This window comes from Cupriavidus consociatus (genome assembly GCF_017814975.1).
GTDB classification, from domain to species: Bacteria; Pseudomonadota; Gammaproteobacteria; order Burkholderiales; family Burkholderiaceae; genus Cupriavidus; species Cupriavidus consociatus.
Genome location: NZ_JAGIQA010000008.1, coordinates 147,190 through 173,137, shown reverse-complemented (window position 1 = coordinate 173,137; position 25,948 = coordinate 147,190). Strand labels below are relative to the sequence as shown.

23 protein-coding genes, 1 other RNA gene and 2 pseudogenes are annotated in these 25,948 nt (G+C 59.4%); 12 read left to right on the top strand and 14 right to left on the bottom strand.

The window, feature by feature from the left end; translation table 11 throughout:
• Positions 1 to 83: 83 nt before the first annotated feature.
• Positions 84 to 1,040, bottom strand: coding sequence for a LysR family transcriptional regulator (locus J8I82_RS13560; RefSeq protein WP_209758191.1), 957 nt, complete (start codon positions 1,038 to 1,040; stop codon positions 84 to 86).
• A 103-nt stretch (positions 1,041 to 1,143) separates the two neighbouring features.
• Between J8I82_RS13560 and J8I82_RS13555 the strand changes: the two genes are divergently transcribed.
• The 4 genes and pseudogenes from J8I82_RS13555 to ssrA all read left to right on the top strand — a co-directional run bounded on the left by J8I82_RS13555 (position 1,144) and on the right by ssrA (position 5,330).
• A complete protein-coding gene (locus tag J8I82_RS13555) occupies positions 1,144 to 2,145 on the top strand; it encodes a Bug family tripartite tricarboxylate transporter substrate binding protein (RefSeq protein ID WP_209758189.1) in 1,002 nt (333 codons plus the stop codon).
• 7 nt (positions 2,146 to 2,152) lie between these two features.
• On the top strand, positions 2,153 to 3,262 hold the full coding sequence (locus tag J8I82_RS13550) for a CaiB/BaiF CoA transferase family protein (protein WP_209758187.1): 1,110 nt from the start codon (positions 2,153 to 2,155) through the stop codon (positions 3,260 to 3,262).
• A gap of 438 nt (positions 3,263 to 3,700) precedes the next feature.
• A pseudogene (locus J8I82_RS39600) lies at positions 3,701 to 4,903 on the top strand (PhoPQ-activated protein PqaA family protein); the annotation flags it as partial.
• A gap of 98 nt (positions 4,904 to 5,001) precedes the next feature.
• Positions 5,002 to 5,330: a transfer-messenger RNA gene (gene ssrA, locus J8I82_RS13540) on the top strand.
• A 507-nt stretch (positions 5,331 to 5,837) separates the two neighbouring features.
• Here the strand turns inward: ssrA and J8I82_RS13535 are convergent.
• From J8I82_RS13535 to J8I82_RS13520, 4 genes are read right to left on the bottom strand one after another with little or no spacing between them, the layout of a single operon-like run.
• On the bottom strand, positions 5,838 to 6,761 hold the full coding sequence (locus J8I82_RS13535; protein WP_209758185.1) for a beta-keto acid cleavage family enzyme: 924 nt from the start codon (positions 6,759 to 6,761) through the stop codon (positions 5,838 to 5,840).
• Between the two features lie 48 nt (positions 6,762 to 6,809).
• Positions 6,810 to 7,298, bottom strand: a complete 489-nt coding sequence (locus J8I82_RS13530) for an acyl-CoA thioesterase (protein WP_209758183.1) — start codon at positions 7,296 to 7,298, stop codon at positions 6,810 to 6,812.
• Positions 7,299 to 7,312: 14 nt separating this feature from the next.
• Complete coding sequence (locus tag J8I82_RS13525) at positions 7,313 to 8,392, bottom strand: MFS transporter (RefSeq protein ID WP_209758181.1); 1,080 nt, start codon at positions 8,390 to 8,392, stop codon at positions 7,313 to 7,315.
• 24 nt (positions 8,393 to 8,416) lie between these two features.
• Positions 8,417 to 8,638 (bottom strand): hypothetical protein, encoded by a 222-nt coding sequence (locus tag J8I82_RS13520; protein WP_209758179.1) that lies wholly within the window; start codon positions 8,636 to 8,638, stop codon positions 8,417 to 8,419.
• A 282-nt stretch (positions 8,639 to 8,920) separates the two neighbouring features.
• Here J8I82_RS13520 and J8I82_RS13515 point away from each other — a divergent pair, with 282 nt between their 5' ends.
• The 3 genes from J8I82_RS13515 (at position 8,921) to J8I82_RS13505 (ending at position 11,391) form a co-directional block, all read left to right on the top strand.
• The gene (locus J8I82_RS13515) at positions 8,921 to 9,766 is read left to right on the top strand and encodes an IclR family transcriptional regulator (protein WP_209758177.1); all 846 of its coding nucleotides are present in this window, start codon (positions 8,921 to 8,923) and stop codon (positions 9,764 to 9,766) included.
• Positions 9,767 to 10,354: 588 nt separating this feature from the next.
• Positions 10,355 to 10,816 (top strand): excisionase family DNA-binding protein, encoded by a 462-nt coding sequence (locus tag J8I82_RS13510; RefSeq protein ID WP_209758175.1) that lies wholly within the window; start codon positions 10,355 to 10,357, stop codon positions 10,814 to 10,816.
• A gap of 2 nt (positions 10,817 to 10,818) precedes the next feature.
• Positions 10,819 to 11,391: a PIN domain-containing protein gene (locus tag J8I82_RS13505; RefSeq protein WP_209758173.1), complete on the top strand. Its 573-nt coding sequence runs from the start codon at positions 10,819 to 10,821 to the stop codon at positions 11,389 to 11,391.
• Between the two features lie 209 nt (positions 11,392 to 11,600).
• Here J8I82_RS13505 and J8I82_RS13500 read toward each other — a convergent pair whose 3' ends face one another.
• Positions 11,601 to 11,846 carry a hypothetical protein gene (locus J8I82_RS13500; protein ID WP_209758171.1) on the bottom strand — a complete coding sequence of 82 codons (246 nt, stop codon included), beginning with the start codon at positions 11,844 to 11,846 and terminating at the stop codon, positions 11,601 to 11,603.
• Positions 11,847 to 12,053: 207 nt separating this feature from the next.
• Here J8I82_RS13500 and J8I82_RS13495 point away from each other — a divergent pair, with 207 nt between their 5' ends.
• Together J8I82_RS13495 and J8I82_RS13490 are read left to right on the top strand one after the other, a co-directional pair.
• A complete protein-coding gene (locus J8I82_RS13495; protein ID WP_245179712.1) occupies positions 12,054 to 12,287 on the top strand; it encodes a hypothetical protein in 234 nt (77 codons plus the stop codon).
• A 785-nt stretch (positions 12,288 to 13,072) separates the two neighbouring features.
• The gene (locus tag J8I82_RS13490; RefSeq protein ID WP_209758169.1) at positions 13,073 to 13,660 is read left to right on the top strand and encodes a DUF6880 family protein; all 588 of its coding nucleotides are present in this window, start codon (positions 13,073 to 13,075) and stop codon (positions 13,658 to 13,660) included.
• A 284-nt stretch (positions 13,661 to 13,944) separates the two neighbouring features.
• On the opposite strand, the gene J8I82_RS13485 is transcribed toward J8I82_RS13490, so the two are convergent.
• Both J8I82_RS13485 and J8I82_RS13480 read right to left on the bottom strand, forming a co-directional pair.
• On the bottom strand, positions 13,945 to 14,940 hold the full coding sequence (locus tag J8I82_RS13485; RefSeq protein ID WP_209758345.1) for a tripartite tricarboxylate transporter substrate-binding protein: 996 nt from the start codon (positions 14,938 to 14,940) through the stop codon (positions 13,945 to 13,947).
• 77 nt (positions 14,941 to 15,017) lie between these two features.
• A complete protein-coding gene (locus J8I82_RS13480; RefSeq protein ID WP_209758167.1) occupies positions 15,018 to 16,103 on the bottom strand; it encodes a tartrate dehydrogenase in 1,086 nt (361 codons plus the stop codon).
• A gap of 92 nt (positions 16,104 to 16,195) precedes the next feature.
• Here J8I82_RS13480 and J8I82_RS13475 point away from each other — a divergent pair, with 92 nt between their 5' ends.
• The gene (locus J8I82_RS13475; protein WP_284183063.1) at positions 16,196 to 17,140 is read left to right on the top strand and encodes a LysR substrate-binding domain-containing protein; all 945 of its coding nucleotides are present in this window, start codon (positions 16,196 to 16,198) and stop codon (positions 17,138 to 17,140) included.
• Positions 17,141 to 17,196: 56 nt separating this feature from the next.
• Here the strand turns inward: J8I82_RS13475 and J8I82_RS13470 are convergent, their stop codons facing one another.
• The 4 genes from J8I82_RS13470 to J8I82_RS13455 all read right to left on the bottom strand — a co-directional run bounded on the left by J8I82_RS13470 (position 17,197) and on the right by J8I82_RS13455 (position 23,010).
• Positions 17,197 to 18,573, bottom strand: coding sequence for an MFS transporter (locus tag J8I82_RS13470; RefSeq protein ID WP_209758165.1), 1,377 nt, complete (start codon positions 18,571 to 18,573; stop codon positions 17,197 to 17,199).
• A 278-nt stretch (positions 18,574 to 18,851) separates the two neighbouring features.
• Complete coding sequence (locus tag J8I82_RS13465; RefSeq protein WP_209758163.1) at positions 18,852 to 19,382, bottom strand: isochorismatase family protein; 531 nt, start codon at positions 19,380 to 19,382, stop codon at positions 18,852 to 18,854.
• A gap of 63 nt (positions 19,383 to 19,445) precedes the next feature.
• Positions 19,446 to 21,095, bottom strand: coding sequence for an AMP-binding protein (locus tag J8I82_RS13460; RefSeq protein WP_284183062.1), 1,650 nt, complete (start codon positions 21,093 to 21,095; stop codon positions 19,446 to 19,448).
• 340 nt (positions 21,096 to 21,435) lie between these two features.
• Complete coding sequence (locus tag J8I82_RS13455) at positions 21,436 to 23,010, bottom strand: 4-hydroxyphenylacetate 3-hydroxylase family protein (RefSeq protein ID WP_209758161.1); 1,575 nt, start codon at positions 23,008 to 23,010, stop codon at positions 21,436 to 21,438.
• A 122-nt stretch (positions 23,011 to 23,132) separates the two neighbouring features.
• On the opposite strand from J8I82_RS13455, the gene J8I82_RS13450 reads away from it, so the two are divergent.
• A complete protein-coding gene (locus tag J8I82_RS13450) occupies positions 23,133 to 23,777 on the top strand; it encodes a TetR/AcrR family transcriptional regulator (RefSeq protein WP_209758159.1) in 645 nt (214 codons plus the stop codon).
• A 154-nt stretch (positions 23,778 to 23,931) separates the two neighbouring features.
• Here the strand turns inward: J8I82_RS13450 and J8I82_RS13445 are convergent.
• Both J8I82_RS13445 and J8I82_RS13440 read right to left on the bottom strand, forming a co-directional pair.
• A pseudogene (locus J8I82_RS13445) lies at positions 23,932 to 24,051 on the bottom strand (IS5/IS1182 family transposase); the annotation flags it as partial.
• Positions 24,039 to 24,671 carry a TetR/AcrR family transcriptional regulator gene (locus J8I82_RS13440; protein WP_209758157.1) on the bottom strand — a complete coding sequence of 211 codons (633 nt, stop codon included), beginning with the start codon at positions 24,669 to 24,671 and terminating at the stop codon, positions 24,039 to 24,041. The gene J8I82_RS13440 and the pseudogene J8I82_RS13445, both read right to left, overlap by 13 nt.
• Positions 24,672 to 24,958: 287 nt before the next feature.
• Here J8I82_RS13440 and J8I82_RS13435 point away from each other — a divergent pair, with 287 nt between their 5' ends.
• A complete protein-coding gene (locus J8I82_RS13435) occupies positions 24,959 to 25,852 on the top strand; it encodes an NAD(P)/FAD-dependent oxidoreductase (protein WP_209758155.1) in 894 nt (297 codons plus the stop codon).
• Positions 25,853 to 25,948 lie beyond the last annotated feature (96 nt).

Below are 25,948 nucleotides of genomic sequence, written 5' to 3'. Positions count from 1 at the left end.
CTTCGCATCCGCATTTTTGGGAACTCCATGCTGCGGCAGGTATTCATATTGCCCTGGATTTACTGCTCCCAGCCCTCAGACTCTCAGAGGCCTGTCAACTGGACCAACGCGTTGCTGATGGCGACGACACCTGGCGAGAACGCTGTGTCGTTGCGAGTGACAAACAGCGTTCGCCCCTCCGCAAACCAGGCATCGTGGCGAACTTGCTGCACCATGCCGAGGCGCGCGTAGTGCCGCACGGCGCTTTCGGGAGCGATGGTCACTAACCTGCTATTGGCGACCATGCAGAGGTTCGTGTGGAAGGAAAAGGACTCGACCTTTGGCTGCGGTGGAACGATACCCGCGGCAAGAAATGGAGCTTCGAACAGCGAGCGGGTATGTGTACCGCGCGGTGCGGTCACCCAGTCGCAATCGCACAAGTCGGCAAACGCAAGCTTGCGTTTGCGCCCGATCTGATGGTCGAGCGCGCACGCAATGGCGAGGCGCTCCTCCCATAAAGGTGTCACCGACATCTCGCTGGTGAGGTTCAGTTCGACGCTGCTGCTCACGCGGCCGATCACGCAGTCGAGTTCGCCGCGGTCCAGCATGCCGAGAAGTCCGTCCACGGTGGATTCATGCACCACGAGGCGCGGGGCATCCGGCCTTTCGGCCAACTTTGCGAAGAGCTTTGGCAAGGCAACAACACCGACCAGCGGCAGGATGCCGAGGCGAACTATCGGCGCTGCCGGGGCGGCATTGATCTCCTCCATCGCGGCAGACAGAGCATTGAGAGCCACTCGCAGGCGCATGAGCGCATGCTTCCCGGCCGGCGTCAGCGCGGCGCCGCGCGTGGTGCGAGCGACCAATTGCGTGCCAAAGACTGATTCCACTTCCTGAAGCATCTTGGTTGCTGCGGGCTGGGTCAGAGCAAGCTCAGACGCTGCGCCCGACAGTGAGCCGTGCGCGTCGACCAGTTCGAGAAAGCGCAGATGGCGGATGCGAAGCCGATCAAATCGGGCCGCCAACTGTGATTGGCCTGCGCTCGGCGTGTCCTTGGTCATAACGAAAATTGATATCGCGATCGATAACCAATAATTTACAGGAAATACTCGCGCTCCCACAATGCCGCTTCATCGATCCAAACGATCACAAGGAGACAACACAATGGGAAGAGGAATTCTTGCGACAGGGTTGCGCTTGACGATAGCGGCAGCTGCCGGCTTGTTATGTGGGGTGGCAACGGCCGCGCCTGCTGTTGAAAGCGCCTTCCCAAGCCGGCCGATCCGACTGATCGTTCCTTACGCCGCTGGCGGCGGTCCAGACATCCAGGCGCGCAAACTGGCCGAAGCCGCCGCGCGTGAGTTGGGACAGCCGCTGGTAGTCGAGAACAAGGTTGGCGCGGGAGGCATCCTGGCGGCCGAGGTCGTCGCACAGCAGCCAGCCGACGGGTACACGCTAATGCTTGGCTCCTCCACCCATGTCACCCAGAAACTGCTTCAGCCCTCGGTGAAGTTTGACCCGACGACCAGTTTCACCCACATCATCCGGTCGGGGTTTAGCCCTCAGGTAATGCTTGTGCGGGGAAACGCGCCGTATAGCACTGTGGCGGACGTGATACAGGCAGCGCGCAAGGTGCCGGGAACCCTGAACTATGCATCGGGCGGGATTGGCAGCGCCGCTCATCTTGCGGGCGCAGCATTTGCCAAGGCAGCAAACATCGAACTCGTGCATGTGCCGTACAAGGGGTCTGTCGAAATTGTGCCTTCCCTAATACGCCGCGACACGATGGTGGGGTTTCCCGTCGCCTCGACAGCCCTTCCGCAATTACAAAACCAATCCGTGCGCGCGCTAGCGGTCACTTCAGCGCAGCGACTCCCGAGCATGCCGGCGGTCCCTACGCTCAATGAGGCGCTTGGGCGCAAAGACTTGACGCTGGACTCGTGGAGCGGAATCTGGGCGCCAGCAGGGGTACCAACGCCCGTCGTTGCACGCCTGCATGCGGCGTTCCTGAAAGCGCTCAACGATCCGGGCGTACGCGACTTCTACCAGAAGTCGGGCACCGTTATTGACCCGACACCCAGCCCCGAAGCGTTTGCCCGCTTCGTCGCCGACGAAACGGGCAAGTATCGCCGCATCGTCGAACAAAGCCGTATTGCATTGCAGTGAGGCAAGGATGACCAAAGATCTTAATTTCGCTCCTCTGGAAGGCGTCAAGGTGCTGGACTTCTCCCACGTCATAGCCGGGCCACTGGCGACCTTCTATCTGGCGCAATTGGGCGCCACGGTACTGAAGATGGAGAATGCCAACGGCGGTGACGTGATGCGCCGCACCGAAAAGGGCCGACAAGCGTTCGTGGCGTTGAATGCGGGCAAGCAAAGCCATGTGGTCGACCTGGGCGAAGCCGCAGGTCTCGCTCGCGCACTGGAACTGGCGGCCACCTGTGATGTTGTAGTCGACAACTTGCGACCTGGCGTCCTTGAGCGCTATGGCCTCGGATTCGAGGCGATCCGGTCAATCAATTCCAAGGTTGTCTATTGCACGATCTCTGGCTATGGCCAAGGTAGTTCAGACCTGGCCAGCCGACCGGCCTATGACCACGTCATCCAGGCTGCAACAGGCATGGCGTTCATGGCCGGCACCGAAGGAGATCCGCCTATAAAGACCGGCTTCCCAGTGATTGACGCCGCCACCGGCATGCAGGCGACATTAGCCATCCTGGCCGGTCTACGTGAACGGGATCGAAAGGGTTGTGCCGTGCAACTCGACGTGTCCATGACTGGGGCGTCACTGCAACTGATGTACACCTTTGCGTGTGCGGCACTCACGACCGGCGAATCGCCAGCGCGGGTTGGCAACCAGGGATATTCCGGCAGCCCGAGCGCTGACTTCTTCGCTGCACGCGACGGATGGATTGCAGTTGGCGCCAACACGCCCCGCCAGTTGATGAGGCTGCTGGAAGTTCTAGACCTCTCCCATCTCGCAGCCGATCAATCCTACTTTGCCGAGCCGCTGGATCCAGCTTCACCTGCGTCATTTGTGCGATCGGTCAATCCCGCGCGACTTAAAGCGGTCATCGCTGATCGCCTGAGTGAATTCGAGGCGCACGAACTCGAAGCTCTTCTTGCGGAACGCGGCGTGCCGGCCGCCAAGGTACGCACAATTGGCGACTTCGCCAAGGATGCGAAAAGGCTAGGACAGGTGTCGACTGTCACGCTGCAAGACGACGTGGTTTCCGTCGTCTCACCGGGTCTCGGTTTCGGGGCCTGGACCCGGACCCGTTAAGCACGCCTCCCTTGCGCAGCGGACGACACGCGTCACCTCTACCTTGGTGGCCGTCGCGTTGAGTCCTGCAACGCACCGCTTATCACTCGTATCGGGCGCGCAAGCAGGCTCCCGATGGGGCATCCGTGGCGTCGAGGATTTAGGTCGGGGCTATAGCACGAAGAGGACGAACTTGTACCTAACGACGGTATACGCAAAAAATGCGTCGCTCAACTTTGATACCTCTGTCGGAGGACTCGGCTCGGGATACTACCTTGGAGCCGGTAAGAACAGCATGCTCGGCGCGGTGATCGGGATCCGCCATACCTTCTGAACTAGTTGGCTGCAACGGCCTTGCACCGGCATGACGCATCTCCGCACGGTCCCGGAGGCCCATCGCAGTGTTTTCGGGTTTAAGGCGTCCTTTCGGTGTCGACCTTACATTCTACTTGATCGCTCATGAAGAACTTATTTTACTTTCTCGTCTGCTGGACGCTGTTGTGCATCGGCTCAGCCCACGCCCAGAGCCAGGATGCGGAGCTGGCAAAGTATTTCAATTCAGGGGAAATCCTCGACGAAAATACGCTTGGCACGACGATTTCCGAGGATCACGTCGTGCATAGCGTCGCTCGTCCCGGCAAGAACGTTCGTGTAATCAAGTTGAAATTCACGAGCCAGAACTGGAAAGGCATGGTCTGGACGCACCCCGCGCGCATCTATGTGCCTGATGGATACAAGGGCGGGGGCAATGCGGGGATCATCGGCACCGAGCGCAACTTCTTTGATGACGCCAACTGGAACCGGCTGACAATACCCGGAACGCTATTGCGCACAGAAGAGCAGTACGCAGAAGCGACCGCAATTGATCTGGGCCTGCCCATCATGATTTTCAGCAATCCCGCTGAGGACTTCATGGGCATGGATGAAAGCGACCTGATGGGATACGCGCTCAAGAAAGTCCGCGAAACGCAGGATCTTGGCTGGAATGGCTACATTCCTATCACTAGGGCATATCTTCGGGCCATCACTCTGATGCATTCACTGCAAGGCGTTCAAACGGAGCGCGCAGTCATGATGGGGTGTTCAAAGCGTGGCGTAGCTGTCAGTCTGGCCACCGGTACCGGAGATGATCGCGTCGCAGGTGTAATGGCAACTTGCTTTTACGGAGGAAACAACCTCGATAGCCTCGCAAAGAGGTTCGCGGAGTTCGGACCAACCGTGCGGGGGCCCGCTAAGGACCGAGCCGGTCCTGGCTTTCAACCGGCCGAAGCGGTCCTGCGTATGTACAACAACCCGGTGGGACTCAAGATGCTCTCGCACTTCGACCCCTATATGTGGCGCGACAAGATCAAAGCTCGCTATCTCGTAGCACTTGGTACGAACGACGAGTTCTACGCTCTGGGGTCGGCTAACAGCATGCTTACCGAAATGCGAGGCGACAAGGCTTTCCTTGCCGTCGACAATTTGACGCACACGTGGGTGTCGCAGAAGCACCTGGCAGCATGGCGGATGTGGTTGGCGCACACATTTTTGAATCGCCATATCCCAAAGATTGACTCCAAGGCTGTTGTGAAAGAAGGCATGCTGCTTGTGTCAGCAAAGGTCGGATCAGAGACGCAGCCTGTATCCGTCAGGCTCTTTTATTCGTACAACAACGTGCTCGCCGATTGGCGAAAGGCCAAATGGCAATCGATGGACATGCAACGAACCAGCGCCGATTACTCAGTCCAGCTGCCTCTCATAGCGGGACAAAAGCTGGGCTATTACGTCGAAGTCGAAGATGTCGGGCAAGGCGGCGCCGGGTATGTCAGTTCGCTTGTAGAGCGCGTCGAGTAGTACGACGGTTCGATTCCGCCCAGGTCCACCAGAAGCACATTGCACGGGTAGTGCGCTTCTGATGGGCCTGACCTGGTTTCGACAGGGGGAGATAGGGTCGTGAGGCAACCCGTCAGAGAAGACGTTAAAACTAAATCGAAGTAAATGCTAACGACGAAAAGTTCGCATTGGCCGCCTAACAGCCGCCTTGGGTTGTAACTGACCTCGAAACAGAAAAGTTACTGACAAGGGCTCCTTCGGGGGCCCTTGTTCATTTGAAGGCTTGGCATCGATGGCAGCAGCGAATACTCGGAAATACTCGATCACCACGGCAAATGACAGCTCCTCCTGGCGTGCCTCAATGACCCCGCCCGCCTACTCTATGCTGGCGAAAACAGTCCCCACAGCGGCCCAAGCTATAAAACCTTGAAGCCCCGTCCAAGGGTGTGACGTAAAAGTCTAGACATTATGCCGGGTATGTCTCGCCGGAAGGTCTGTGGTATCACCGATCTGGTCGGCGGCGAAAAGTCTTGGTCATCGGAGGGGCACGGCGGTGCGGCAAGTCATGGATCTCCGCCCTCTGTCCGTCGTCTCTTCGCGCCCCACTTCTGCCGTCTGGCGCGGCGAGGCCGAGCGGCGGTAATGGCCGGAGGAGCGGTCATTGCGTTTCGCAACATAAAATAGACCAATGTCTAGTGCATTGCCGATATTGAAGGCCCCCGCGCGCGCGGGCGAACGTCAGTAGGCATGCGTTGCCAAGGCATGCCAAGCGGATGTCCAGTCACAGCAGGGCAAAATCCGGCCGAGTCCTCACGTCCTTCCGCGGCAATCCAAGCATCTGGCGCGCTTCCGCAGGGGAGGCAATGTCGTAGCCCATTTCACGCAGCAGCCGCACGGTCCGTTCGACCAGCGCGACGTTGGTCGCCAGTTCGCCCTGCCGGTAATACAGATTGTCTTCTAGGCCGACACGGATGATCGCGCCCCCAAGCAGCAGCGCATTAATCCCTGCAGGGAGCTGTGCCGGGCCAATTCCGCTTACGCAGAACACGCTGTCGTGCGGCAGCAGGTCGACCATGGATTGGAGCACCCGCGGGGTATAGGGCATTGCGTTCTGAAATCCGCGATGCGCGTTGAGTACCATATTGATGATGTAAGGGGGCTCGTCAAACCCCTGCTCGATCAGACTGGCGACGTCCTGCAGGATATGCGCCGGGTTGAAGACTTCCCATTCCGGCTTGATACCACGCTCCTTCATGCCCTGGGCAAGTTCGCGGCAGCGCGAAGGCGGTGTATTGAGCAGGACTTCCGTGCCGTTGAACGTGGCGTTCATCGTACAGGCGTCAAGCGTGCACATCTCAGCTCCCGCATCCATGCCCTTCAGGCGCTCAGTCCAGACAGTGTCGAGCAGCCCGTCCTCGAACGGCTTCACCATGTCACCATGGATGCCGCCGCCAGTCGAGTTGTTGATGACAATGTCGCACTTGTCCCGGATACGGGAATTGATGTCGCGGTAGATGTCCGCATTGCATGTTGCCAGGTCGTTCGGCAAGCGTGCGTGGATTGCCGCAACACTGGCCCCCGCGTTGTAGCAGTCATAAACATCCCGCGCAATCTCCGCCGGCTGCGTGGGCAGGTGGGGACTGTGCGACTTGAATGCCATGCCGCCGGTCGGGGCGACGAGCACGATTACCTTCTTGCTTTCCATTTTCTGTTCCTCAGGGTTGTACAGCCACGATGCAGTTGTGTCGTTCGCTCATGCCTGACTCGACAGGCCATTCGTGAAGCGGAAGGCGTTCTCCGTTGTTCGCTCTATCAATTGACTCGCCATCCGTGCGCGCAGCGACGGCGGCAAGGGAACGGCCCGGCGCGTTTCCAGCGACATCAGGACCACGGTTTGCCGCACGCGCACGCGTGTGTGTTCGGCACCATCGCCGTCCGTGCCGCGTACCTCAAGGTGCAGATCGATGGAACTGTGGCCAAGCCGATCAACCGACAGCGTGAGCGTGACTTCGTCGCCGAGCTGGCTGGGCGAGAAGAATTCACAGTCAAGCCGGACCACGGGAATGCCCAGCCGTTTTGCGGATATGAGTCTTGCGTAGGGTTCGTCCAAGCCGTCATCGAACCATCGCTCGATGAACGCATGCAGTATCACCAGGTATTGGGGATAGAAGACGATGCCGGCAGGGTCACAATGATGGAAGCGTATGGTTTCGCGGATGGAAAACGGGTACTTTTCTTGCATGGGTTCTCACCTTGTTACTTTGCACCGGCCAGCGCTGGAATCCCGCGACTCAGGGTGCGAACCGTGACGGCGCCCGCGGCCAGTAGCATCAGGCTGATCAGCAGGAGACCGCCTGAGGTGCTCCCGGTCACGGATCGCGCAACGCCGATGAGCGTAGGGCTGAAGAATCCGCCGAGAATGCCAAGACTGCTCACCAGTGCGATACCCACTGCCGCATTGCGCGCCCGCAGCGCAGTCGGTGCAACGCTCCAGAACACCGCCCCCGCCCCCATCAGTCCAAAGTTGGCAATGCTCAGCAACAGCAACGAGGTACCGAGCGATCGACCGGCCAGGGTGCTGGTCGCCAGCGCGATAGACGCAAGCAGGCACATCAGTGCGACATGCCAGCGCCGCTCTCCGCGAATATCGGAATGCCAGGAGACGATGCACATACCGACAGCACCCATGACGTAGGGCGGCAATGAATACCAGCCGATCTGCAGCGGGTCGCTCACCCCCAGCCCCTTGATAATGGAGGGAAGCCAGAACGCGAACGCGTAGGAGCCGCTTGTGAGTGCAAAGTAGATCAGGCCGAGCGCGTACACGCGGCGCTCGGTCATCACCTCCCGCACCTCCTGCCAGCCGTGGCGGCTGCTCGGCTCATGCGCAGGCAAGGCCGCCTCGACAATCCGCTTTTCGTCGGCGCTCAGCCACGACGCGAGCCCGGGCTTGTCACACAGGAACCGGTGGCAAAGCAGGCCGATGAGCGTCGTCGGGAGGCCTTCGAGCAGGAAGCACCATTGCCAGCCCGCCAGACCGCCTGTGCCGTCCATCAGGCGAATGATGGCTCCGGAAACCGGTCCACCCACGACGCCCGCGATAGGCAAGGCAAACAGGAACGCACTGGTCGCGCGCCCGCGCCATTCCGGCGGGAACCAGTAGCTGAGATACAGGATCACGCCGGGAAAGAAGCCGGCTTCAAAGACACCAAGCAGAAAGCGAACGATGTAAAACTGCAGCGGTGTCTGCACGAACATGGTGGCGGCAGAGGCCAGTCCCCATAGCAGCATGATGCGCAGGAAAGTCCGCCGCGCGCCCATACGCTCGAACAGCATGTTGCTTGGCACTTCGCACAGCATTTAGCTGAGGAAGAAGATGCCGGCCCCAAGACCGTAGACTGCGTCGGAGAACCCGAGCGTGTCCTTCATCTGCAACTGCGCATACCCAACGTTGATCCGGTCCAGGAACGCGAACAAGTAGCCGAGGAATAGGATCGGCATCAAACGCCAGGCTATTTTCCGGAATACTCTGTCGACGGTTGTCGACGTTGCTTCGCCCGCGGCGAGCGTTGACAGTTGCATGGGGTCTCCTCCAGAGGCCGCATCGGCTCAGCGGAGCCTGCGGCGGATACGCCGGCAGTGGGCCCCTGCCGGCTTTCGAATTCGGGTAACAGCGGCGTCAGTGTAGGAACGACGCTCCCCGCCCCACAATCCGCTGTTGACGCAGAATTCCGCCTGGCGGAAAATTTTCGCACTTGGATCCGATGACTGGCCCGAGAGGTGCGCACGGCTTTGGCTACGGCCAGGACAATAGCGGCGGCGCAATGGGAGCGTGGGATCACCATGAGACAGAAGGGAACGCCCATGGCAAAGGGACGCAAAGTGGTGGGGACTGCAGTTGGCGGGACCCGCCCCGACGGGCCGCAAGGAACACTGCCTTCGGCGCGGGAAGATACGGTTCGCAGCGCGGAACGCGTAGCCCAAATCCTGGGTGCGGTTGCCATAGGCCAGGACCAGGGGCGGCGGCTCGGAGACATCGCCGCGGAGCTCGGCTTGCCGCCCGCTACGGTGCACAGGCTGCTGGGCACACTCGTCGGCCAGGGACTTGTGGAAAAGCCGCCGGGCGAGAGCCGCTACTACATTGGCCAGGAGGTTTTCCTGCTGGCGCTGTCGCGACGCAACCGGTTCCCGATTCGTGCAATGGCTTCACCGCATCTGGAGAAGCTATGCGCAAGATTCGGCGAGACTGTATTTCTCACGACGCGTAATGCACTCGACTCCGTCTGTATTGACCGGCGCTCCGGGAAAAATCCCGCAAAGATCCTTTACGTCGAAGTTGGCAACCGGCGGCCGCTCGGAGTGAGCGTTGGCGGCATTCCCCTGGTGCAGACAATGCCGGCTGCGGGCCTGGATGCCCTGTTGAGGCAGAATGCGCGCCGTATCGCCGCGTTTGGCGATACGGTGTCGGCGGTGCGCGAGCGCGTCATGCATTGCAGGCGCCATGGCTATGGACGGCTCGAGGTGAACTTCCTGAACACCCACTACCGCGGCATCAGCGTGCCGATCGTTACCAGCTCTCAAGAAACGATTGGCGCAATCGGGCTAGGAGCGCTGGCAAGCAGGATGACGGAAACAAGCATCAGGCGGTACCTGGACGCCATGCAGGAGCATGCCTGGAAGATCGCCGAAGAGGCTCTGGCGGGCGCCTGACCCATTCGCAGGCGCGCGGCCGCGGTAGCGCCACGCCGCTTCCCAGTGCCGGACTAGCTCCGGTAAGCCTCCTGCAATGCCCTCGAGGGCCGTGCGCGGCATCAGCTTGATCACTGCATATGATGTTATCTGTGATGAGCAGCTTTGGTTCACGGTAGGTGCTACAGCGCCTTCAGATGGATGGCTCTTTTGCCGCCCCCATTTCTGCCTTTCGATTTTGTAGAGCCAGATGACCGCTGCTGGCCGGCTACTGCCATTGCAATTTCACGTCATCCCCCCGGTGGATGCAGGCGGGGGAGGGCGTGAGGCCGGCGTTTCGGCGATGGGGCAATATGGTCCGATAACGTTGCGCTTGTCATGCGTGAATACACCGCCTCGCGCTCCGAGCCTAGCCGCCCACGGGTTGGCGCCCATGCGCCTGCGCCCATTCCTCTGCTGTGTACGCCGTCCGTACGTTGTGCATAAAAACCACAATCGCTCCCACGCACGTGACGACGGAGCCTCTTCGCAGGGCTCATTCGTTTCGGATATTGCGAATTCGATTATTTCGAATTACTATGCGCTGACACGTACGAGCCGGGGATTTCCATGCACGCAACCATCACCAACACGACGCTGCCTTCGGCAGACGAAAGCGCTATCGCTCGGGAATCGAGCCGCAGCCTGGCGGTGGCCTTGGACTGCCGATCCGATACGCAGCAATTCGATTTCAAGACTGACAAGGGCGAGTTGCATAGTGTCACATTGCCCACCTCTGCTCTGAGGCTTCTCGTCGAGGTTCTCGCCGAAATCGGCCAAGGGAACGCCGTCTCCATCATTCCCATTCACGCCGAACTGACGACGCAAGAGGCGGCGGACCTGCTTAACGTCTCTCGACCATACTTGGTTCAGCTTCTGGAGAAGGGCGAGATCCCGTTCCGTAAGGTCAACACGCATCGGCGCGTTCTCTACCAGGATGTTGTCAGCTACAAGCAGCGCATTGATGGCGAGCGACGCAAGGCACTTGACGAACTTGCAGCACAGGCCCAAGAGTTGGACATGGGCTATTGAGCATGACTTCCAACTTCGCTGTAGTCTACGATGCCTGCGTTCTCTATCCTGCTCCGCTGCGCGATCTGCTGATGCGGCTCGCGCTGACGGATCTGTACCGTGCAAAGTGGACGAATCAAATTCATGACGAGTGGATTCGCAACCTCCTCGCGCGGCGGCCGGAGCTTTCCGCGGATCGCCTTGCAGGCACTCGCGAACTGATGAACCGAAGTGTTCGTGATTCGCTAGTTTTCGGCTATGAGCACCTTATTGAGTCCATTAAATTGCCTGACCCTGACGATCGACATGTGGTTGCGGCCGCAATTCATAGCGGCTCGGAGGGAATCATCACGTTCAATATGAAGGACTTCCCGCAAGCCGCGCTCAAGGAGTTCAACGTCGAGGCGATCCATCCGGACGATTTCGTCGTGGATCTCTTTGATCTGAATGCAGGGAAGGTCCTGGCGGCAGTGGCGGAACACCGTGCATCTCTGAAGAATCCACCAAAGTCTCCTTCGGAGTATTTGACCACCCTTTCGGCGCAGGGCCTGACGCAAACGGTGTTGATCCTAACGCAGTACAGTCTGGCAATCTAAATCCCCAGCCTCATCTTGGCATTCCGCCGCGACAGATACTGGGCCTCCAGACCTTGTGGCAGCTGCAGCGAGCTTACGGTTTTTACGCCGGAAAGTCCGGTCACCGCCCATTCAACATAACACCCGATCAGCGTTTTTTGCTCTGATTGCCGGGGTGTTATGTTTGATTCGGAGAGAAGAGCAGCGTGTCTCCCTGCGCCGCCAGCACCTCAGTCGGCTATCGAAGCGCAGCCGCTGGACACGGCAGCAAAATCGAAATGCGCAGCGGCATACAGGGCATTGCAGGCCCAGACCTCTTCCCCGTTCTTATAGAACGTGACCCACTTGCCGTCGCTGACGCAGTGGGCGCCAGGGAACACTTCGTCATAGCCGTTCGGACCGTCCAGCGGGAAGGGCGCGTACGGCGTGGCCCAGTAGTGGCCGCTCGGCAGGGGCGCGATCGCTTTTTGAGGCATGCTTATCAGGCCCAGTGCGGTGTCATGGAAGGCGCGGTCCGGTCTTGTGACGGCGAATCGGGGGCCGTGGCAATCCTGCAACGGGGTAGCATCGCGCCGCGCAATCCTAGTGTAGTCTCACCACAACTACTCCTGCTATTCGGTGCGACTTCAATGGCACGATACGTCCGATTTTTGGTTCGGTCCGTCTGCGTCGGAGCCATCATTGTGATCGTCGCCATCGTCTCCCGGCAAGCATATCTGCGCAGCGCCGCTAACGTAGCCGAGGCTGAGGAGGAGCCGGCGAGAATGTTGTTGATCCGCTGCGAGACGATGCACGACCTTCTGCAGAATCGGCGCAGTTCGGCGCGGATGCTGACGAGCGGCCACGCACTCGTTGCCGAGAGTCTTGACCTTGGCGAACGCTCGATCCAGCCCCCAAGTTCAACTTCGCCTGTGTAGTGCTGCTGGGCTGTGCGTTCCCGGTAGCCCCGCGCATTTTTGGCTTGCTTCGTCGGCGCGGTGATGAACCGAAATCGCGCGTCGCGTAGAAGAGTATCGAGTATCGAGCTTTGCTGCCACTGGGAAAAGGTCTCTTCCGACCTCTGCGGGCGCCGTGGACCATGCGCGGGCCGCCAGGCGACGGTAGGCGCCCGAACAGGGCGGCGGACTTGGAACGCAGGCAAAAGAACGCCCGCGGCAAGGCGGGCACGAATCCCTTAGAGAAGAAAGGGAGGAGACGGGTGTTAGTATAAACCCTAACAGGAATTCTTGTAGAGCGCTCCGTGAGCGCCGCTGGCGGATGAACTATGCCAAACCGTAAATTTCAGGATCATGAAATTATTAAAGCGGCGGCTACCGAACGGTGCAAAGATTTGGGCCGCAAAGAGGTTGGCCAACACCCCAGACGCGATCCCAGGGCGCGATGACTGGCCATTCTGCTGAGGGCACAAACATTTGGCAGTCCACAATCCAAACTGTGGCCCAAGCTCTTGCACCTTGAATCTCTTTCGGAATAGGGCTCGTCAGCCTGGAATGGAAGCGGCCGAAGGGGCGTACCGGCGGGGCGTGGTGGAAGTGGAGCACAAGGTAAGGAGCCGCAGCACGATGTGGTCAGCAACGCGGGATTACCAACCACCTGCCGAGTCGTCATGTTCCCAGCGCCATGTGACAATGCCTGAAAAGCGTGGCACGGTCAGGGACTGACAAGTGAGAAGTCCAATGGGCAAGTTCTGAGGAGGATATCGTTGTCGAACGCGGAAGACGAGATTGATACCAAGGCCTTGGCGACCATCGGACCGGAACGCCAGGCGAGACTGCTTGCTGAGATGGCCGCGACGCATCCGCGTCTGTGGCGTCGACTGCGATTCGAGCTGGCCGCCCCACGAAGCGATATGATGGTCGCAGCCATTCGTGAATGGATTAGCGAGCTCAGTGAGCAAGCCTCGTTTCTTGGCACGGAACAAGTCAGCGAATTATCCAGAGAACTCGACGCCCTACGGGTGGCGATCGCCTCATCCATTGCCCATGCCGCTCGTGACCTTGCTCCCGAGCTGATGTGGGACTTTATCGCGCTGGCCGAGACAGTCTACGAACGCACAACGGAAGATGGCTGGGAAATCAGCGTGATCTTTGACGAAGCCTGCGCCGACCTTGTCAAGCTCAGCATCCACGCAGGTGTCAAGCCTGCAGTATTCGCCACGAAAGTGGTCGCGGCCCTCAACTCCAATCAATATGGAGAATACCGCGCGCTGATGCAGGCGATTGCATCAGCTGAGATGTGGGCGCCAGCCTATGTCTCGCAACTGAAGGTGTTGCCCAAGAGCACGCTCTGAATCTTCCCAGATGCGATGTCTCTATTGAAGCGGGGCAGGCGTACGTCCGTCCGTACCCGACCCATCTCCGACACTCATACGAGGATGTTGAATGACCGCATATCCTGCATAAGCGGTCGGCGCCGCTTCTACCAAGAAGCGGCGCGTGCGTGCTGTTGGTGCTTCGCACGATCATGTCGACGTTGCGCCCACATTGGAATGCCTTGGTATCTCCGCCTGGGAGTTGAATTCAGGAGCGCATCAGGTTTGCCATGTTAAGTATGTGGATGAAGTGCAGGCTCGCGTTAGTCCGCGTACGTCCCCGCTTCGCGAATCAACGGGCCCCAGCGAGTGATCTCGGCACTCAGCTTCTCCTGCAGTCCCTTTGGCGTCTGCAGGGCTGGCGCCACGATCTGCACGCCCAGGTCGTCGAGGCGTTTGACAAGAGCAGGTTGCTGCAGCGCCCGCTGCAGCGCTTCGTTAAGCTTCGCAGTTACGTTAGGCGGCGTCCCCTTCGGCGCGTACACGCCGTGCCAGACGACGACCTCGAAGTCCTTGAGGCCTGCTTCGCGCATGGTAGGCGCATCGGGTAACTGCCTCAATCTCTCCTTCGTCGTGACGCCATAGAACTTGACCTTGCCTGCCTTGATATAGGACATGGTCTGCATGGTCTGGTCACACATTGCATCAACCTGCTTGCCCATCAGTCCAGTCATTGCAGGGCCGGTATCCTGATACGGGACGGTTGTTGCTTCGGAGCCAATCGCCTGTTGCAGCAGCATGCCACATAAATGCGATGCCGCACCAAGGCCCGCATGGGCGATGTTCACCTTGCTGCCATTCGCCTTCATGTAAGCGATAAATTCCTTTGGCGTGATTGGTGGTAGGTCAGGGCGGCCGACCACAGTCATCGGCACGTCAGCGACATGGCCGATGTACTCATACGCCTGCAGCGGATTGAAATTGAGCTTTCGATAGAGTGCTGGTGCCGTGGACATGCCGATATGATGCAGCAGGACCGTATAGCCATCCGGTTGTGCTCGAGCCACGGCCGCTGATGCAAGGGTACCGCCTGCGCCGGGTCGGTTCTCGACGACAACTGATTGGTTAAGCACTGCGCTCATGGCCTGAGCCAGGGAGCGACCGAGTAGATCGGTCGGACCGCCTGCCGCGAACGGAATCACCATCGTGATGGGACGGGTCGGATATCCTTGAGCCCTCGCAGGGCTCAGCCAAACCGCGGTTAGCGCAAGTACGGCAATCGCCGGCTTCAGCGCAGGGGTCTTCCATGCAAGTTTCATGTGCATTTTGTCTCCTACTTCCTCTTCCTTGGGACTTCGGGCTTTCGGGCCCAACGGTGGTTTAGCGCCTTGTTGCCCTAGCGCGGCGCAACGGCCTTAAGGCGCTGCACGATCGCGTCGCCGACCTCCGCTGTCGTTGCCTGCCCTCTGAGGTCGCGGGTGTGCGGTCCGTCGCGCAACACGCTTTCGACCCCGGCAAGGATGGCGTCGTGTGCCGCTCGATGGCCGAGAAAGTCGAGCATCAGCGCACCGGACCAAATCATCGCAATGGGATTGGCGATGCCCTTGCCAGCGATATCGGGAGCTGAGCCGTGCACGGGCTCGAACAGCGATGGAAACCGGCGCTCGGGATTGAGGCTTGCCGATGGCGCGATGCCGATGGTGCCAGTGGTCGCGGGGCCAAGGTCGGAAAGGATGTCACCGAACAGGTTCGTCGCCGCCACCACGTCGAAGCGGTTCGGTTGAAGGACGAAGCGCGCCGACAGAATGTCGATGTGCTGCTTGTCGAGCGCGACGTCAGGATATTCGCCGGCGATCGCCTCCGCGCGCAGGTCCCACCAGGGCATGCTAATGGCGATGCCGTTGGATTTCGTCGCCACCGTGACATGCTTGCGCTCGCGGCTCCGGGCAAGCTCGAATGCATAGCGCAATAGACGGTCCGCGCCGCGGCGCGAGAACATTGCTTGCTGTGACACGACCTCATGTTCGGTGCCCTCGTACATGATGCCGCCGATCGACGTGTATTCGCCCTCGGTATTTTCACGCACGACCAGATAGTCAATGTCACCCGGATTGCGGTTGGCGAGCGGGCAGGGGACGCCATCGAACAGTCGTACCGGCCGCAGATTAATGTACTGGTCGAACTCGCGGCGAAACTTTATGAGTGAGCCCCACAGCGACACATGGTCGGGCACAAGTGCGGGCCATCCCACCGCACCGAAGTAGATCGCGTCGTAGGGCAGCAGCGTCTCCTTCCAATTCTCCGGCATCATTGAGCCGTGCTTCGCGTAGTAATCGCAGCTCGCCCATTCAAAGGTATTGATCTCTAGCGAGATGTCGAACAGCGTGGCTGCAGCCTGCACGACTTTAATGCCTTCAGGGAGTACCTCCTTGCCAATGCCATCGCCAGCGATGGCTGCAATTTTCAGGGTTGTGCTCTTCATGTCGAACCTCAGTGCGTTGCAAAGATGCGGCTAGTATAGGAAGCAAACGGGGTGCATAATCGAACCATTCGTCAAGCCAACATTTACGAATCGTGAAGAATCCACCGCTTCCTAACCTCGACGACCTGCGTGTGTTTGTTCACGTGACGCAGCGTTCCAGTTTCGCTGCGGCGGCGGTCGATCTTGGGATGTCGCCTGCATTCATCACCAAGCGCGTAAAAGCGCTCGAATCAGCGGTCGGGGCAAAGTTGTTGATCCGTACTACGCGTCGCGTGACGGTTACTGAGGACGGCGAGCGCACATACCTGTGGGCGCAGAAGATCCTTGACGACGTCGACCACCTGTTCGACGACATCTCGGCTAAGCGCAAGGCTCCGAGAGGGACGCTGCGCATCAGCAGCAGCTTCGGTTTTGGCCGCAACATCGTAGCCCCGGCAATCTCGGCCCTGGCCCAGCGCTATCCAGCGCTGATGATCCGGTTCGAGGTCTTCGATCGGCTAGTGGACGTTGGTGCCGAAGGGTTCGACCTTGACATACGTATCGGCGACGAGATTGCACCCCACCACATTGCACGCAAGCTCGCTCCCAACTATCGCGTGCTGTGCGCATCCGACGCATACCTCAAAAGAGCAGGCATGCCTCGCTCGCTAGCAGATCTGCCGAATCATGACTGCCTGATCATTAAAGAGCGCGACCATCCGTTTGGTGTCTGGCGCTTGCGCGGGCCGGCTGGCGACGAATCTGTGAAGGTGCGCGGGCAGCTCTCCACCAATCATGGCGAGATCGCAGTGCAGTGGGCGGTCGAGGGCCGTGGCATTCTGTTGCGCTCAATGTGGGATGTGAAGCCCCTGCTCGATTCTGGTCAGCTACGGCAAATCCTCCCGGGCTATGCGCAAGAGGCTAACGTCTGGGCCGTATATCCGGAGCGGCTCGAAGCGTCCGCGAAGATCAAAGTGTGTATCGAATGGTTACAGCGTCATTTGCCTGCCGATCGCCTACATGAGCTACCGAACCCGAGCCGGAAGCCGCGCCGTTGACGGAACGTTGAGGCTCTCAACGTTCCAACGACGGTGGTCACATATTTGCTGAACGTTTATGTAGGAAGGTCCAGCAGTTCCTGCCTTTCCGTGGAGGCGGAATTCAACTCCGTGTCGACATACTGCCTGGACGCAGATCGCCGGTGGTTGATACAGGCTAGCGCCACGGCGCCAACCAGGCCCGCCGCGCCAATTACCAGAAAATTGTGCTGCAGTGGCAGCTTCAAGGAAACGATCAGCCCGATTAGCATCGGCGCAGCGATCGCCCCGGATCGACCAATGCCAGACGCCATGCCGATACCCGTGGAGCGGATCGACATTGGGTAAAACTGTGCGCAATAGGCATAGGCAATGAGCTGCGCGCCAGTGGTACATGCACCGACGGCCCCGACGACAAGGTAGAGCACTTCGGTCGAGAGCTTGAATGTCATCATGTACAGATAGACCGCTCCGAGTGCGTACATTGCTACGAGGACCCACTTAATGTGGAAGCGGTCAGCGAGCCACCCGCCGCCAATTGCGCCAACGATGGCACCGAGATTCAAGGCAATAACAAAGCTCAGCGCCGAGCCCAGGCTATAGCCCGACATGGCCATCAGCTTGGTCAGCCATGTGCTCAACGCATAGATCATGAAGAGGCCCGTAAAGAAAGCGATCCAAAACATGAACGTGCTTACACCGCGACCATCCTGAAAAAGCTCGGCTGCCGGCGCGCCAGCAGAATTGCCTTGATGCAGCGCATGAAACTGATCGTCAGGATGCGTCTCTATCCGTGGGTCGATTTGTCGGACTACCCGATGCAACTGTTGTGCATCCTGGCGCGCCATCAGGAATGACAACGACTCCGGCATGGTCTTAAGAATAATTGGAATTAATAGAACCGGCACGCCGGCTGCAAAGAACACGACCTGCCATCCGAACTCAGCGATGAACTGCTTGCCGAGCGCAGCGGCAAGGATGCCTCCGACAGCGTAGCCGGAGAACATCACGGTTGTCATGAAGCTGCGGATGCGTTGCGGCGAGTATTCGGTCATCTGCGCAACGATGTTTGGCATGACACCACCAAGACCAAGCCCCGCGATAAATCGCATCACGCTGAAGGTAACGGGGTCATGCGTCAGTCCGGCCGCTGCTGTGAAGATACTGAACAAGAGTACGCAAATGGAAATCGTCCATCGGCGCCCGATCTTGTCCGACAAGGCGCCCAGGAAGATCGCACCAAACATCATGCCAAACAGCGCCGAACTGGTCATAAAGCCCGCCGTCGAGGCGTCGACACCCATTTCCTTCATGATGGACGGAAGCGCGGCACCCGCGACAGCGATATCGTAGCCGTCGATAATGATGACCAGAAGGCACCACGCCAGCACCTTGGCGTGGAATCTGTTGAACTTGGCCTCATCGACCAACTTGTTCACTTCTATGTGCTGCATGGTGTGTCTCCTTCACCAGAGAATGCTTTTAATGTTCCGACAGGAATCCGGTATCTTTGGTTGCTGCCTCCTGCTAAGTCAGGGCGCGACCGAGCAGGCGCAACTAGTGCGGTAGTCGGCGCTACGAGAGGAAAGGGGTCCCCAACAGCCGCTCGACGTTGCATGTCGGGACAGCCTGGTGTCTCACTCCCCGTTTTTGGGGATTGAGGCGATCTCGGCTAGGTCACAGGCGCGACCAATGCCGGGTCGGGGAAGAGTATCGGAGCGGGAACCTGGCGCTATCGCACGAGTGCAAGCACGTCCCGGAACCTCGGATGCTTGCTTGTCTCCATCCATTCAAACGCAATCATCTCGACCGTCGCAAAGGTGGCCCCCGCCTCGGCAAGGCGATGCAGCGCCGCCTTGTAGTTGCGTTCAGTGCGAGAACCTATTGCGTCGACAACCACCGTTACTTCAGCATGGCGCTTGAGAAGGCCCATACAGGTCTGCAAGACGCAAACGTGGGCTTCGCATCCTGCAACGATGACATGTCGCCGTTGCCCGGGCAGCGCCTCGACGAGGCCATCCTCGCAGCCGTCGAAATGATGTTTGGTCAGCGTTTGATCGCAGAGCATCTTGATGTCGACTACGTTCTCTCCCAATCCTTCCGGACTTTGTTCTGTACCAATGATGGGAACGTCGAGGATTTGAGCAATGCGCGCGAGACGGACGGCTTCCTTAACCACACGGTCGCCCTCGAAGATGCTGGGCATCAGGCGCTGCTGAATGTCCACGAGAAGCAGAACCGATTCGTTTGCGATGTGAACCATGTTTTCCTCCGCGTTGAGGGCGGTGAAGCAATGCGCAAAGAATGCTCCACCGCCTGGGTTCAACTATCGATGCTCACCTCGATCGGCATCAATCGATTCGCCCTGGACACCACGCGCCTTAACCACCCGTTCAATTTCGGAGACTACTGAAGCATCCTCAATCGTTGCGGGAATCGAGGCAGGTATCCCGTCGACCATCTGCAAGAGCGTCCGGCGAAGTATCTTGCCGGATCGCGTCTTGGGAAGTTTGTCGACGACAAACGCCGCCTGCATCGTTGCAATCGCACCAAGATTGTCCCGGACCGCTTTGATGGCCTCCGATTCTGCATCGGCGGGCAGGCACTGGGCATCATCGCGCAGCACAACAAAGGCTATCGGAACCTGGCCTTTTATCGGATGCGCCATTCCCACCACAGCGCACTCGGCCACTTTGTCGAGCTTTGCGACAACCTCTTCAATCGCACCCGTTGACAGCCGGTGGCCCGCGACGTTGATCACGTCGTCGGTACGACCCATCACATGGACATAGCCATTGGGATCGATGAAGCCAGCATCCCCTGTGTCGTACCAGCGATCAAAGCGCGTAAAGTACGAGCTGACGTACCGGTCATGAGCATTCCAGATGGTGGTCATGGCCCCCGGCGGCAAGGGCACTCCGCAGACGATGTTGCCTGAGCTTCCTGCCTGAAGCGGTTGGCCATCGTCGTCGACACATTGAACGTCCCATCCCGGCATGGCTCGTCCTGCAGCCCCGGGCGGAATGACGCCCGCGCTGGCTTCCGCAGGCGTAGCCGCTGTGATCGACCAGCCCGCCTCCGTTTGCCACCAATGATCGAGCACTGGTCGCCCCAGCAACTCTTCCGCCCAGTTCGCCGTGGGCGAGTCACATCGTTCGCCCGCAAGGAAGACCGCACGCAGACTGTTGATGTTGTACTGGTAAAGCCATTGCCCTCCGGAGGGATGACGTAAAGCCAAACCAGCGGGGTCTGCCTTGCGAATCGCTCGCAGTGCCGTTGGGGCGCAGAAGAGCACGTTGACCCTATGCCGTTCGATCACCCGCCAGAACGATGCGTTGTCCGGTGTACCGACCGGCTTGCCCTCGTAAAGCACTGTGGTGCAGCCCTTAAGCAGAGGGCCATATGTCATATACGAATGACCGACCACCCAGCCTACGTCGGACGCGGCCCAAAACACATCGCCGGGTCCGCAGCCGTAGATATTCCGCATGGACCATAGCAGAGCGGTCATGTAGCCGCCCGTATCACGGACAATGCCCTTGGGCGCTCCCGTTGTACCCGATGTATGAAGGATATAGAGGGGATGAGTGGAAGGCACAGCCAATGGCGGACAGGGAGGTGCTTCGCGCTCTGCCTCTTCCCAGTCGATGTCATCGACCCCGAGCATGGCGGGCACCTGCTTGCGCTGGTACACAAGCGTCGGTCCCTGCCATGCTGCGAGGTGGATCGCCTCGCGAAGGGTTTCCTTGTAAGGGATGACCCGCTTCGCCTCGAAGCCACATGAGGCGGTGAGGATTGCCTTCGGAGAGGTGTCCCGCAATCGCGTCGCAAGCTCGTTCGCGGCGAAGCCGCCGAAAACCACGCAATGGGTAGCACCAATGCGCGCACATGCAAGCATCGCGATGAGTGCTTCGGGGATGACGGGCATGTAGATAACCACCACATCGCCAGCTTCCACGCCTTGTTGATGCAGCACGCCTGCGACCTTGAAACACGCTCCGTCAGCGTCGCATACGTGATGGTCTGTGACGTTCCGGTTACGGGACTCTCATATGCGATCGCGACTTGCTGCCCCCGGCCGGCTTTGACATGCCGGTCGAGGCAGTTGTAGCTGGCATTGGTGGTAGCGCCGTCGAACCAGGTGTATCGGTTTTCTGGTTGCTGAACCAGGACATTCGTCCAGGGTTCATGCCAATCCACCATCGCAGCGGCCTCTTGCCAGTAGCCAATTGGATCGCGCTCCCAATCGGCCCGTTCCATCTCATAATTCATGTTGTCTCCCACACGCTTGCTCGGATGGATGGGAATTGAGCGAATCAGCCGTTGGCAGACTTCTTCGACGGAAGCTCGGGGAGATCCACCATCACCGGCGCGCCCGGTACCGTGCAGCCTTGCGTGCAGCACTTGCCAGGTTGGGTGTTGCGCGTGATCGCGCGATTCGGATCTTCTGTCAAGCCACGATCCAGCAGACGCTCGACAAGCTGGACCTTGGAGCCGACCGGATAGTTGCGATAGATCTCCCGCTTCATGGCTTCCGGCGAGCCGCCTCCGTGGAGGCTGATGACGGAATACCAGCCACCCTGATACGAGGCCGTCAGATCTTCAATAAAGCGAGCGGTCTCAATACGCTTCTCGTACGGTACATCCGGGTTCGCACGCAACACCTCGCTCAGGGTCGCCGCGGTATGCGGATTGTGGTCTTCGTCAGGGCCAGGCAGTGCGACGATCAGGCCGCCCGAGACATAGTGGGCGATCTTGTGCATGTCGTAGATCTGGGTAGCGAGCAGGAGCTTGCCAATGTTCGAGAAGACATGATCGGGAACAAAGCTCTGTGCAGGTACGTCCTGAGTGGCGTACACCGACGACGCAACGCCACATGCATAGAAGCCTTCCGTGATCTTGATCAGTTCGACCATCTGGTCGCGGAGGTGGGATTCTTCGCCCGGATCAAAGCCGTTAGCCTCGCACATGAGAGCGCCAGCGCCGATCAGCAGGTCGCCGAAGCCCGCGCGCGCTCCGATACAGCTATGGCGGTGGTGCGTCGCGTAGTTGTAGGTCATGTAGCCGCTATGTTCCCATTCGCCGGCGTAGAACACGCGTTCCCACGGCACGAACACGTCCTGGAATACCACGACGCCCGTTGATTGACCATATTTGTTCGAGAACAGCGCTGCCTTCTCGCCAGGACGTCCAGCGGGACGAGCGACGATCGTGATGCCGGGGGCGTCAACCGGAACAGCGCAGCACACCGCGAAGTCGGCGTCTTCCTTGCTCATGTTTCGGCACGGCATGACGAGGAATTCATGCATGTAGGGTGCGCCGGTCACGATCGCTTTCGTACCGGAGATACGGATGCCCTTGCCGTCGCGATGCGTGATGTGGACATAGGTATCCGGATTGCCTTGCTGATGCGGGCGCTTGCTGCGGTCACCCTTCGCATCGGTCATGGCTACACCCAGCGTCAGGTCGCGGTCCTGGATGTCATGGAGATACGCCTGGAAGCGGTCGCGATGCTCGGTCGTGCCCTTGGCGTCGTCAATGCGCGCCGATACCTGGTGGATCGCGTTCAAGGCATCGTGTGTCAGATAGCGCTGGGCGCATCCAGTTTCCTGGCAGACCAAGCGAACGGCTTCGAGCTTGTTCAGCAGGTCGCCGCTGCTGGTGTTGATGTGCAGAAGGCGATTCACCACCTTGCCGCTGCTCGCTTGGGTCGCGGTCATGATGGGCGCGTACTTCGCCTCCAGCGCATAGTCGTAAGTGAGGCCAACAGCATTCACGCCGGGCCGGAACGCGGGTTCATCGACCACGCTCTCGACCAGACGGCCATCGACAAAGACTTTGGGGCTGTACTGGCGGAGCGACTCTTCATAGTCGCGTGCGGACATCATCATTTGGAGCTCCTTTGGTGGGGCGGGTACATGGCGCTAAACTCCTGTTTTTTAAATTAAACAATGTTCAATGAAATTTCAAGCGTTCGTTTTTATGGCACAATGGTTGCCAAGGAGAAACCCCTATGAGTGCAACTGCAGAGACCCATGACAGGCAGCGGCTCGACAGGAAGGCCGCTGTAAGCGAAGCGAAGCGCGCCCACATCCTGGCGGCAGCCCGGCAGGTTTTCGAAGAGCGCGGCCTGGAAGGCGCAAATATTCGTGAGATCGCCAAGCAGGCCGGGTACACCCCCGGCGCGATCTACTCGTACTTTCAAGCCAAAGAAGAGATTTATGGGGCGCTTCTAGCCGAATCGCTTGAGCGGCTAAATGAGGCAGTTGCCCAAAGCGTGACGGCTCCCCGCTCTGCAAGAGAGCGGGCCGTGCGGGCGGCACTTGGCTTCTACGAGTTTTATGCCAACAATCCCCGCGACCTCGACCTTGGGTTCTACCTTTTCGGTGGAATGCGGCCGCATGGCCTCACCCCGGACCTCAATGCCACACTGAATGCGAGGCTGCGAGACGCTCTGACACCATTCGGCCGAGGATTGCAGGAACTGGGTGCGTCAGAAGCGGAGGCGAAGACGGAGGTGACCGCGTTTTTTGGTCATTGCGTCGGTTTGCTGATCCTTGAGAACACGAAGCGGATCAAGATGTTCCAAGAGGACTCGGGACGGCTATGTAAGCGTTATATCGACCAAGTGATTCAACGCATTTGCTCTGCCACCTGATGTAGCGATCCAGGCATTGTGCTGCCGTGGTGACATAAGCGACGGGAAACTTAGTTTGCCCTCGTCAGAGGCCGCTGTCGCGGCAGAAGCCGACCCTTCTCTGTCGTTCCACTTAGGCCGCAGTGGTGCCTGCCCGCGCGGACGGCTTTTGCGCTCATGCAATGGCCTCGCCCATCAGTCGTCCACGCATCATCCATGGGTTGCTCAGGGCGAACAGCGTATGCAACTGCTGCGTGTTCTTCATCGGCCGCGATGGCATCTTTAGATGCCACCGTGCGCGGCGATGAACATGGTGACGGCTGACCGGCAATAGGATTCGATTTCGTTGTCGTCCTCTGCTCTCGCCTCGTCGAAGCGGGCGATAAGCAGGAGATCGGATCCTTTGAAAAGCGCGGCAAACAAGCGGGCGGACTGGAGAGCATCGGGTACGTTCAGAATCGCTTTCGCGTGCAACTGACGCAACACGGCCTCGATTTGGGTGATGACATGAGCGGGCCCGGCCTCGTAATGGAGCTTGCTTAACGACTTTTGATTCGTCTTGTCGGCCAAAACCATGGCTTCGACACTGCGGACGTCCGGGCTCAACAGCGTGCGAAGCAGGGATGACCCCACCGCCATGAGCTGGTCTTCGGCCGAACCGTCGACGCCTTCAAAAAGGGCCTGCGGTGCAAACTGCTCGCAGCGGGCCACCATGGCCGCGCTGAACAGCGCCTCCTTGTTCTCGAAGTGCCGATAGATGCTTAGCTTGGATATCTTCGCCCGCTGGGCGACCTTGTCCATGGTCGTCGCTTGAAAACCCAGTTCCACGAAGAGTTCGCAGGCGGTGTCAACTATCGTTTGGCGAAGCGCCTCGTTGGCGGGCCGGCCGCGCCGGCCCTGGCTGTTTTCGGTCACGACAATTCCAGTACTTGACAGTATTTAAATACTTGCACTACGATACCACGTAGTATCGCAAATGTGCAAGCCAAGGGTAGGTTTCAACCGGGTTGTCCAAATCAGGTTTCCCCGGGCCGCCCGGCGATAACGAATGCGGCATTGTCCGGCCGGTCAATACAGCCATGGGCAACTTTCTCGCCAATGCCGAAGCCCCCTGGTCGCTGACCGTCTCAAGCGCTTATCTCCGGACGTTATTGCGCACCAGGCCCAGCCACCCCTCTAGCCACAACACGGAGCCCAGCACCATGAATGACGTCATCATCATCGGCGGCAGCTTTGCCGGCCTCGCCGCCGCCCTGCAGCTCGGCCGTGCCCGCCGCAAGGTCACCGTTCTCGATACCGGCCTGCCGCGCAATCGCTTCGCCGGCCACTCGCATGGCCTGCTCGGCCATGATCACAAGCCGCCGCTGGACATCCTAGTCGAGGCGCGGCAGCAACTCGCGCGGTATCCAACGATCAGGCTGGTCAATGCTCGGGCCGAGAGCGTGTCTGGCGCCATCGACGATTTCTGCGTCGTCACTGACGATCACGAAAGCCTGAGGGCGCGCCGCCTCATCCTGAGCTATGGCGTCGCCGACCAGATGCCTGATGTTCCGGGCTTTGCCGAAAGCTGGGGCACGTCCATCGTGCCCTGCCCCTATTGCGACGGCTTTGAAGTCGCCGGCCAGCATTGGGGCCTCCTCTGGTCCGGCCCACAGTCGCACCAGTCTGCCAGGCTGTTCCGCGATTGGACTGACAAGTTGACTGTCTTCGCCGATGGTCATGACATTGCGGCCGAAATCCAGGCCGATCTGGCGCGCCGCAACATACCTGTCGTCGATGGCCGGATTATCGAGATCGCCCATCACAAGGGCCATATCACCACCGTCAATCTCGATACCCGCCGCAATGTCGCGGTCGACGTCCTGTTCGCCCATCCGCGCAACAAGCCGTCCGCAAGCCTGCATGAATCACTGGGCCTTGCCACGGTCGATACGCCCACTGGCATCGTCCTTAAAGTCGACGAGCGCCGCCAAACCAGCATCCCCGGCATCTACGCCGCTGGCGACCTCGCCACGCCCTTCTTGCCCTCGGTCACCCAGGCATCATCGCAGGGCGCGATGGCGGCTATCTTCGCCCAGCAGTCGATGGTTGTTTGAGAGCACAGATTCCTTTCTCCCGTTGCGTCGTCGCCTTCGAAAAGGTTGGCGTAGATCGGCGCGATGAAGGACGGATCGTCGAGTCAAGGAGATGAC

What these genes read in the sequence shown, in the direction of transcription:
- J8I82_RS13520 (WP_209758179.1), bottom strand. Translation starts at nt 8,638, where the DNA reads ATGCAACTGTCAACGCTCGCCGCGGGCGAAGCAACGTCGACAACCGTC.
- J8I82_RS13515 (WP_209758177.1), top strand. Translation starts at nt 8,921, where the DNA reads ATGGCAAAGGGACGCAAAGTGGTGGGGACTGCAGTTGGCGGGACCCGC.
- J8I82_RS13455 (WP_209758161.1), bottom strand. Translation starts at nt 23,010, where the DNA reads ATGATGATGTCCGCACGCGACTATGAAGAGTCGCTCCGCCAGTACAGC.
- J8I82_RS13465 (WP_209758163.1), bottom strand. Translation starts at nt 19,382, where the DNA reads ATGGTTCACATCGCAAACGAATCGGTTCTGCTTCTCGTGGACATTCAG.
- J8I82_RS13450 (WP_209758159.1), top strand. Translation starts at nt 23,133, where the DNA reads ATGAGTGCAACTGCAGAGACCCATGACAGGCAGCGGCTCGACAGGAAG.
- J8I82_RS13530 (WP_209758183.1), bottom strand. Translation starts at nt 7,298, where the DNA reads ATGCAAGAAAAGTACCCGTTTTCCATCCGCGAAACCATACGCTTCCAT.
- J8I82_RS13505 (WP_209758173.1), top strand. Translation starts at nt 10,819, where the DNA reads ATGACTTCCAACTTCGCTGTAGTCTACGATGCCTGCGTTCTCTATCCT.
- J8I82_RS13500 (WP_209758171.1), bottom strand. Translation starts at nt 11,846, where the DNA reads ATGCCTCAAAAAGCGATCGCGCCCCTGCCGAGCGGCCACTACTGGGCC.
- J8I82_RS13480 (WP_209758167.1), bottom strand. Translation starts at nt 16,103, where the DNA reads ATGAAGAGCACAACCCTGAAAATTGCAGCCATCGCTGGCGATGGCATT.
- J8I82_RS13560 (WP_209758191.1), bottom strand. Translation starts at nt 1,040, where the DNA reads ATGACCAAGGACACGCCGAGCGCAGGCCAATCACAGTTGGCGGCCCGA.
- J8I82_RS13550 (WP_209758187.1), top strand. Translation starts at nt 2,153, where the DNA reads ATGACCAAAGATCTTAATTTCGCTCCTCTGGAAGGCGTCAAGGTGCTG.
- J8I82_RS13435 (WP_209758155.1), top strand. Translation starts at nt 24,959, where the DNA reads ATGAATGACGTCATCATCATCGGCGGCAGCTTTGCCGGCCTCGCCGCC.
- J8I82_RS13555 (WP_209758189.1), top strand. Translation starts at nt 1,144, where the DNA reads ATGGGAAGAGGAATTCTTGCGACAGGGTTGCGCTTGACGATAGCGGCA.
- J8I82_RS13510 (WP_209758175.1), top strand. Translation starts at nt 10,355, where the DNA reads ATGCACGCAACCATCACCAACACGACGCTGCCTTCGGCAGACGAAAGC.
- J8I82_RS13470 (WP_209758165.1), bottom strand. Translation starts at nt 18,573, where the DNA reads ATGCAGCACATAGAAGTGAACAAGTTGGTCGATGAGGCCAAGTTCAAC.
- J8I82_RS13535 (WP_209758185.1), bottom strand. Translation starts at nt 6,761, where the DNA reads ATGGAAAGCAAGAAGGTAATCGTGCTCGTCGCCCCGACCGGCGGCATG.
- J8I82_RS13485 (WP_209758345.1), bottom strand. Translation starts at nt 14,940, where the DNA reads ATGAAACTTGCATGGAAGACCCCTGCGCTGAAGCCGGCGATTGCCGTA.
- J8I82_RS13525 (WP_209758181.1), bottom strand. Translation starts at nt 8,392, where the DNA reads ATGCTGTTCGAGCGTATGGGCGCGCGGCGGACTTTCCTGCGCATCATG.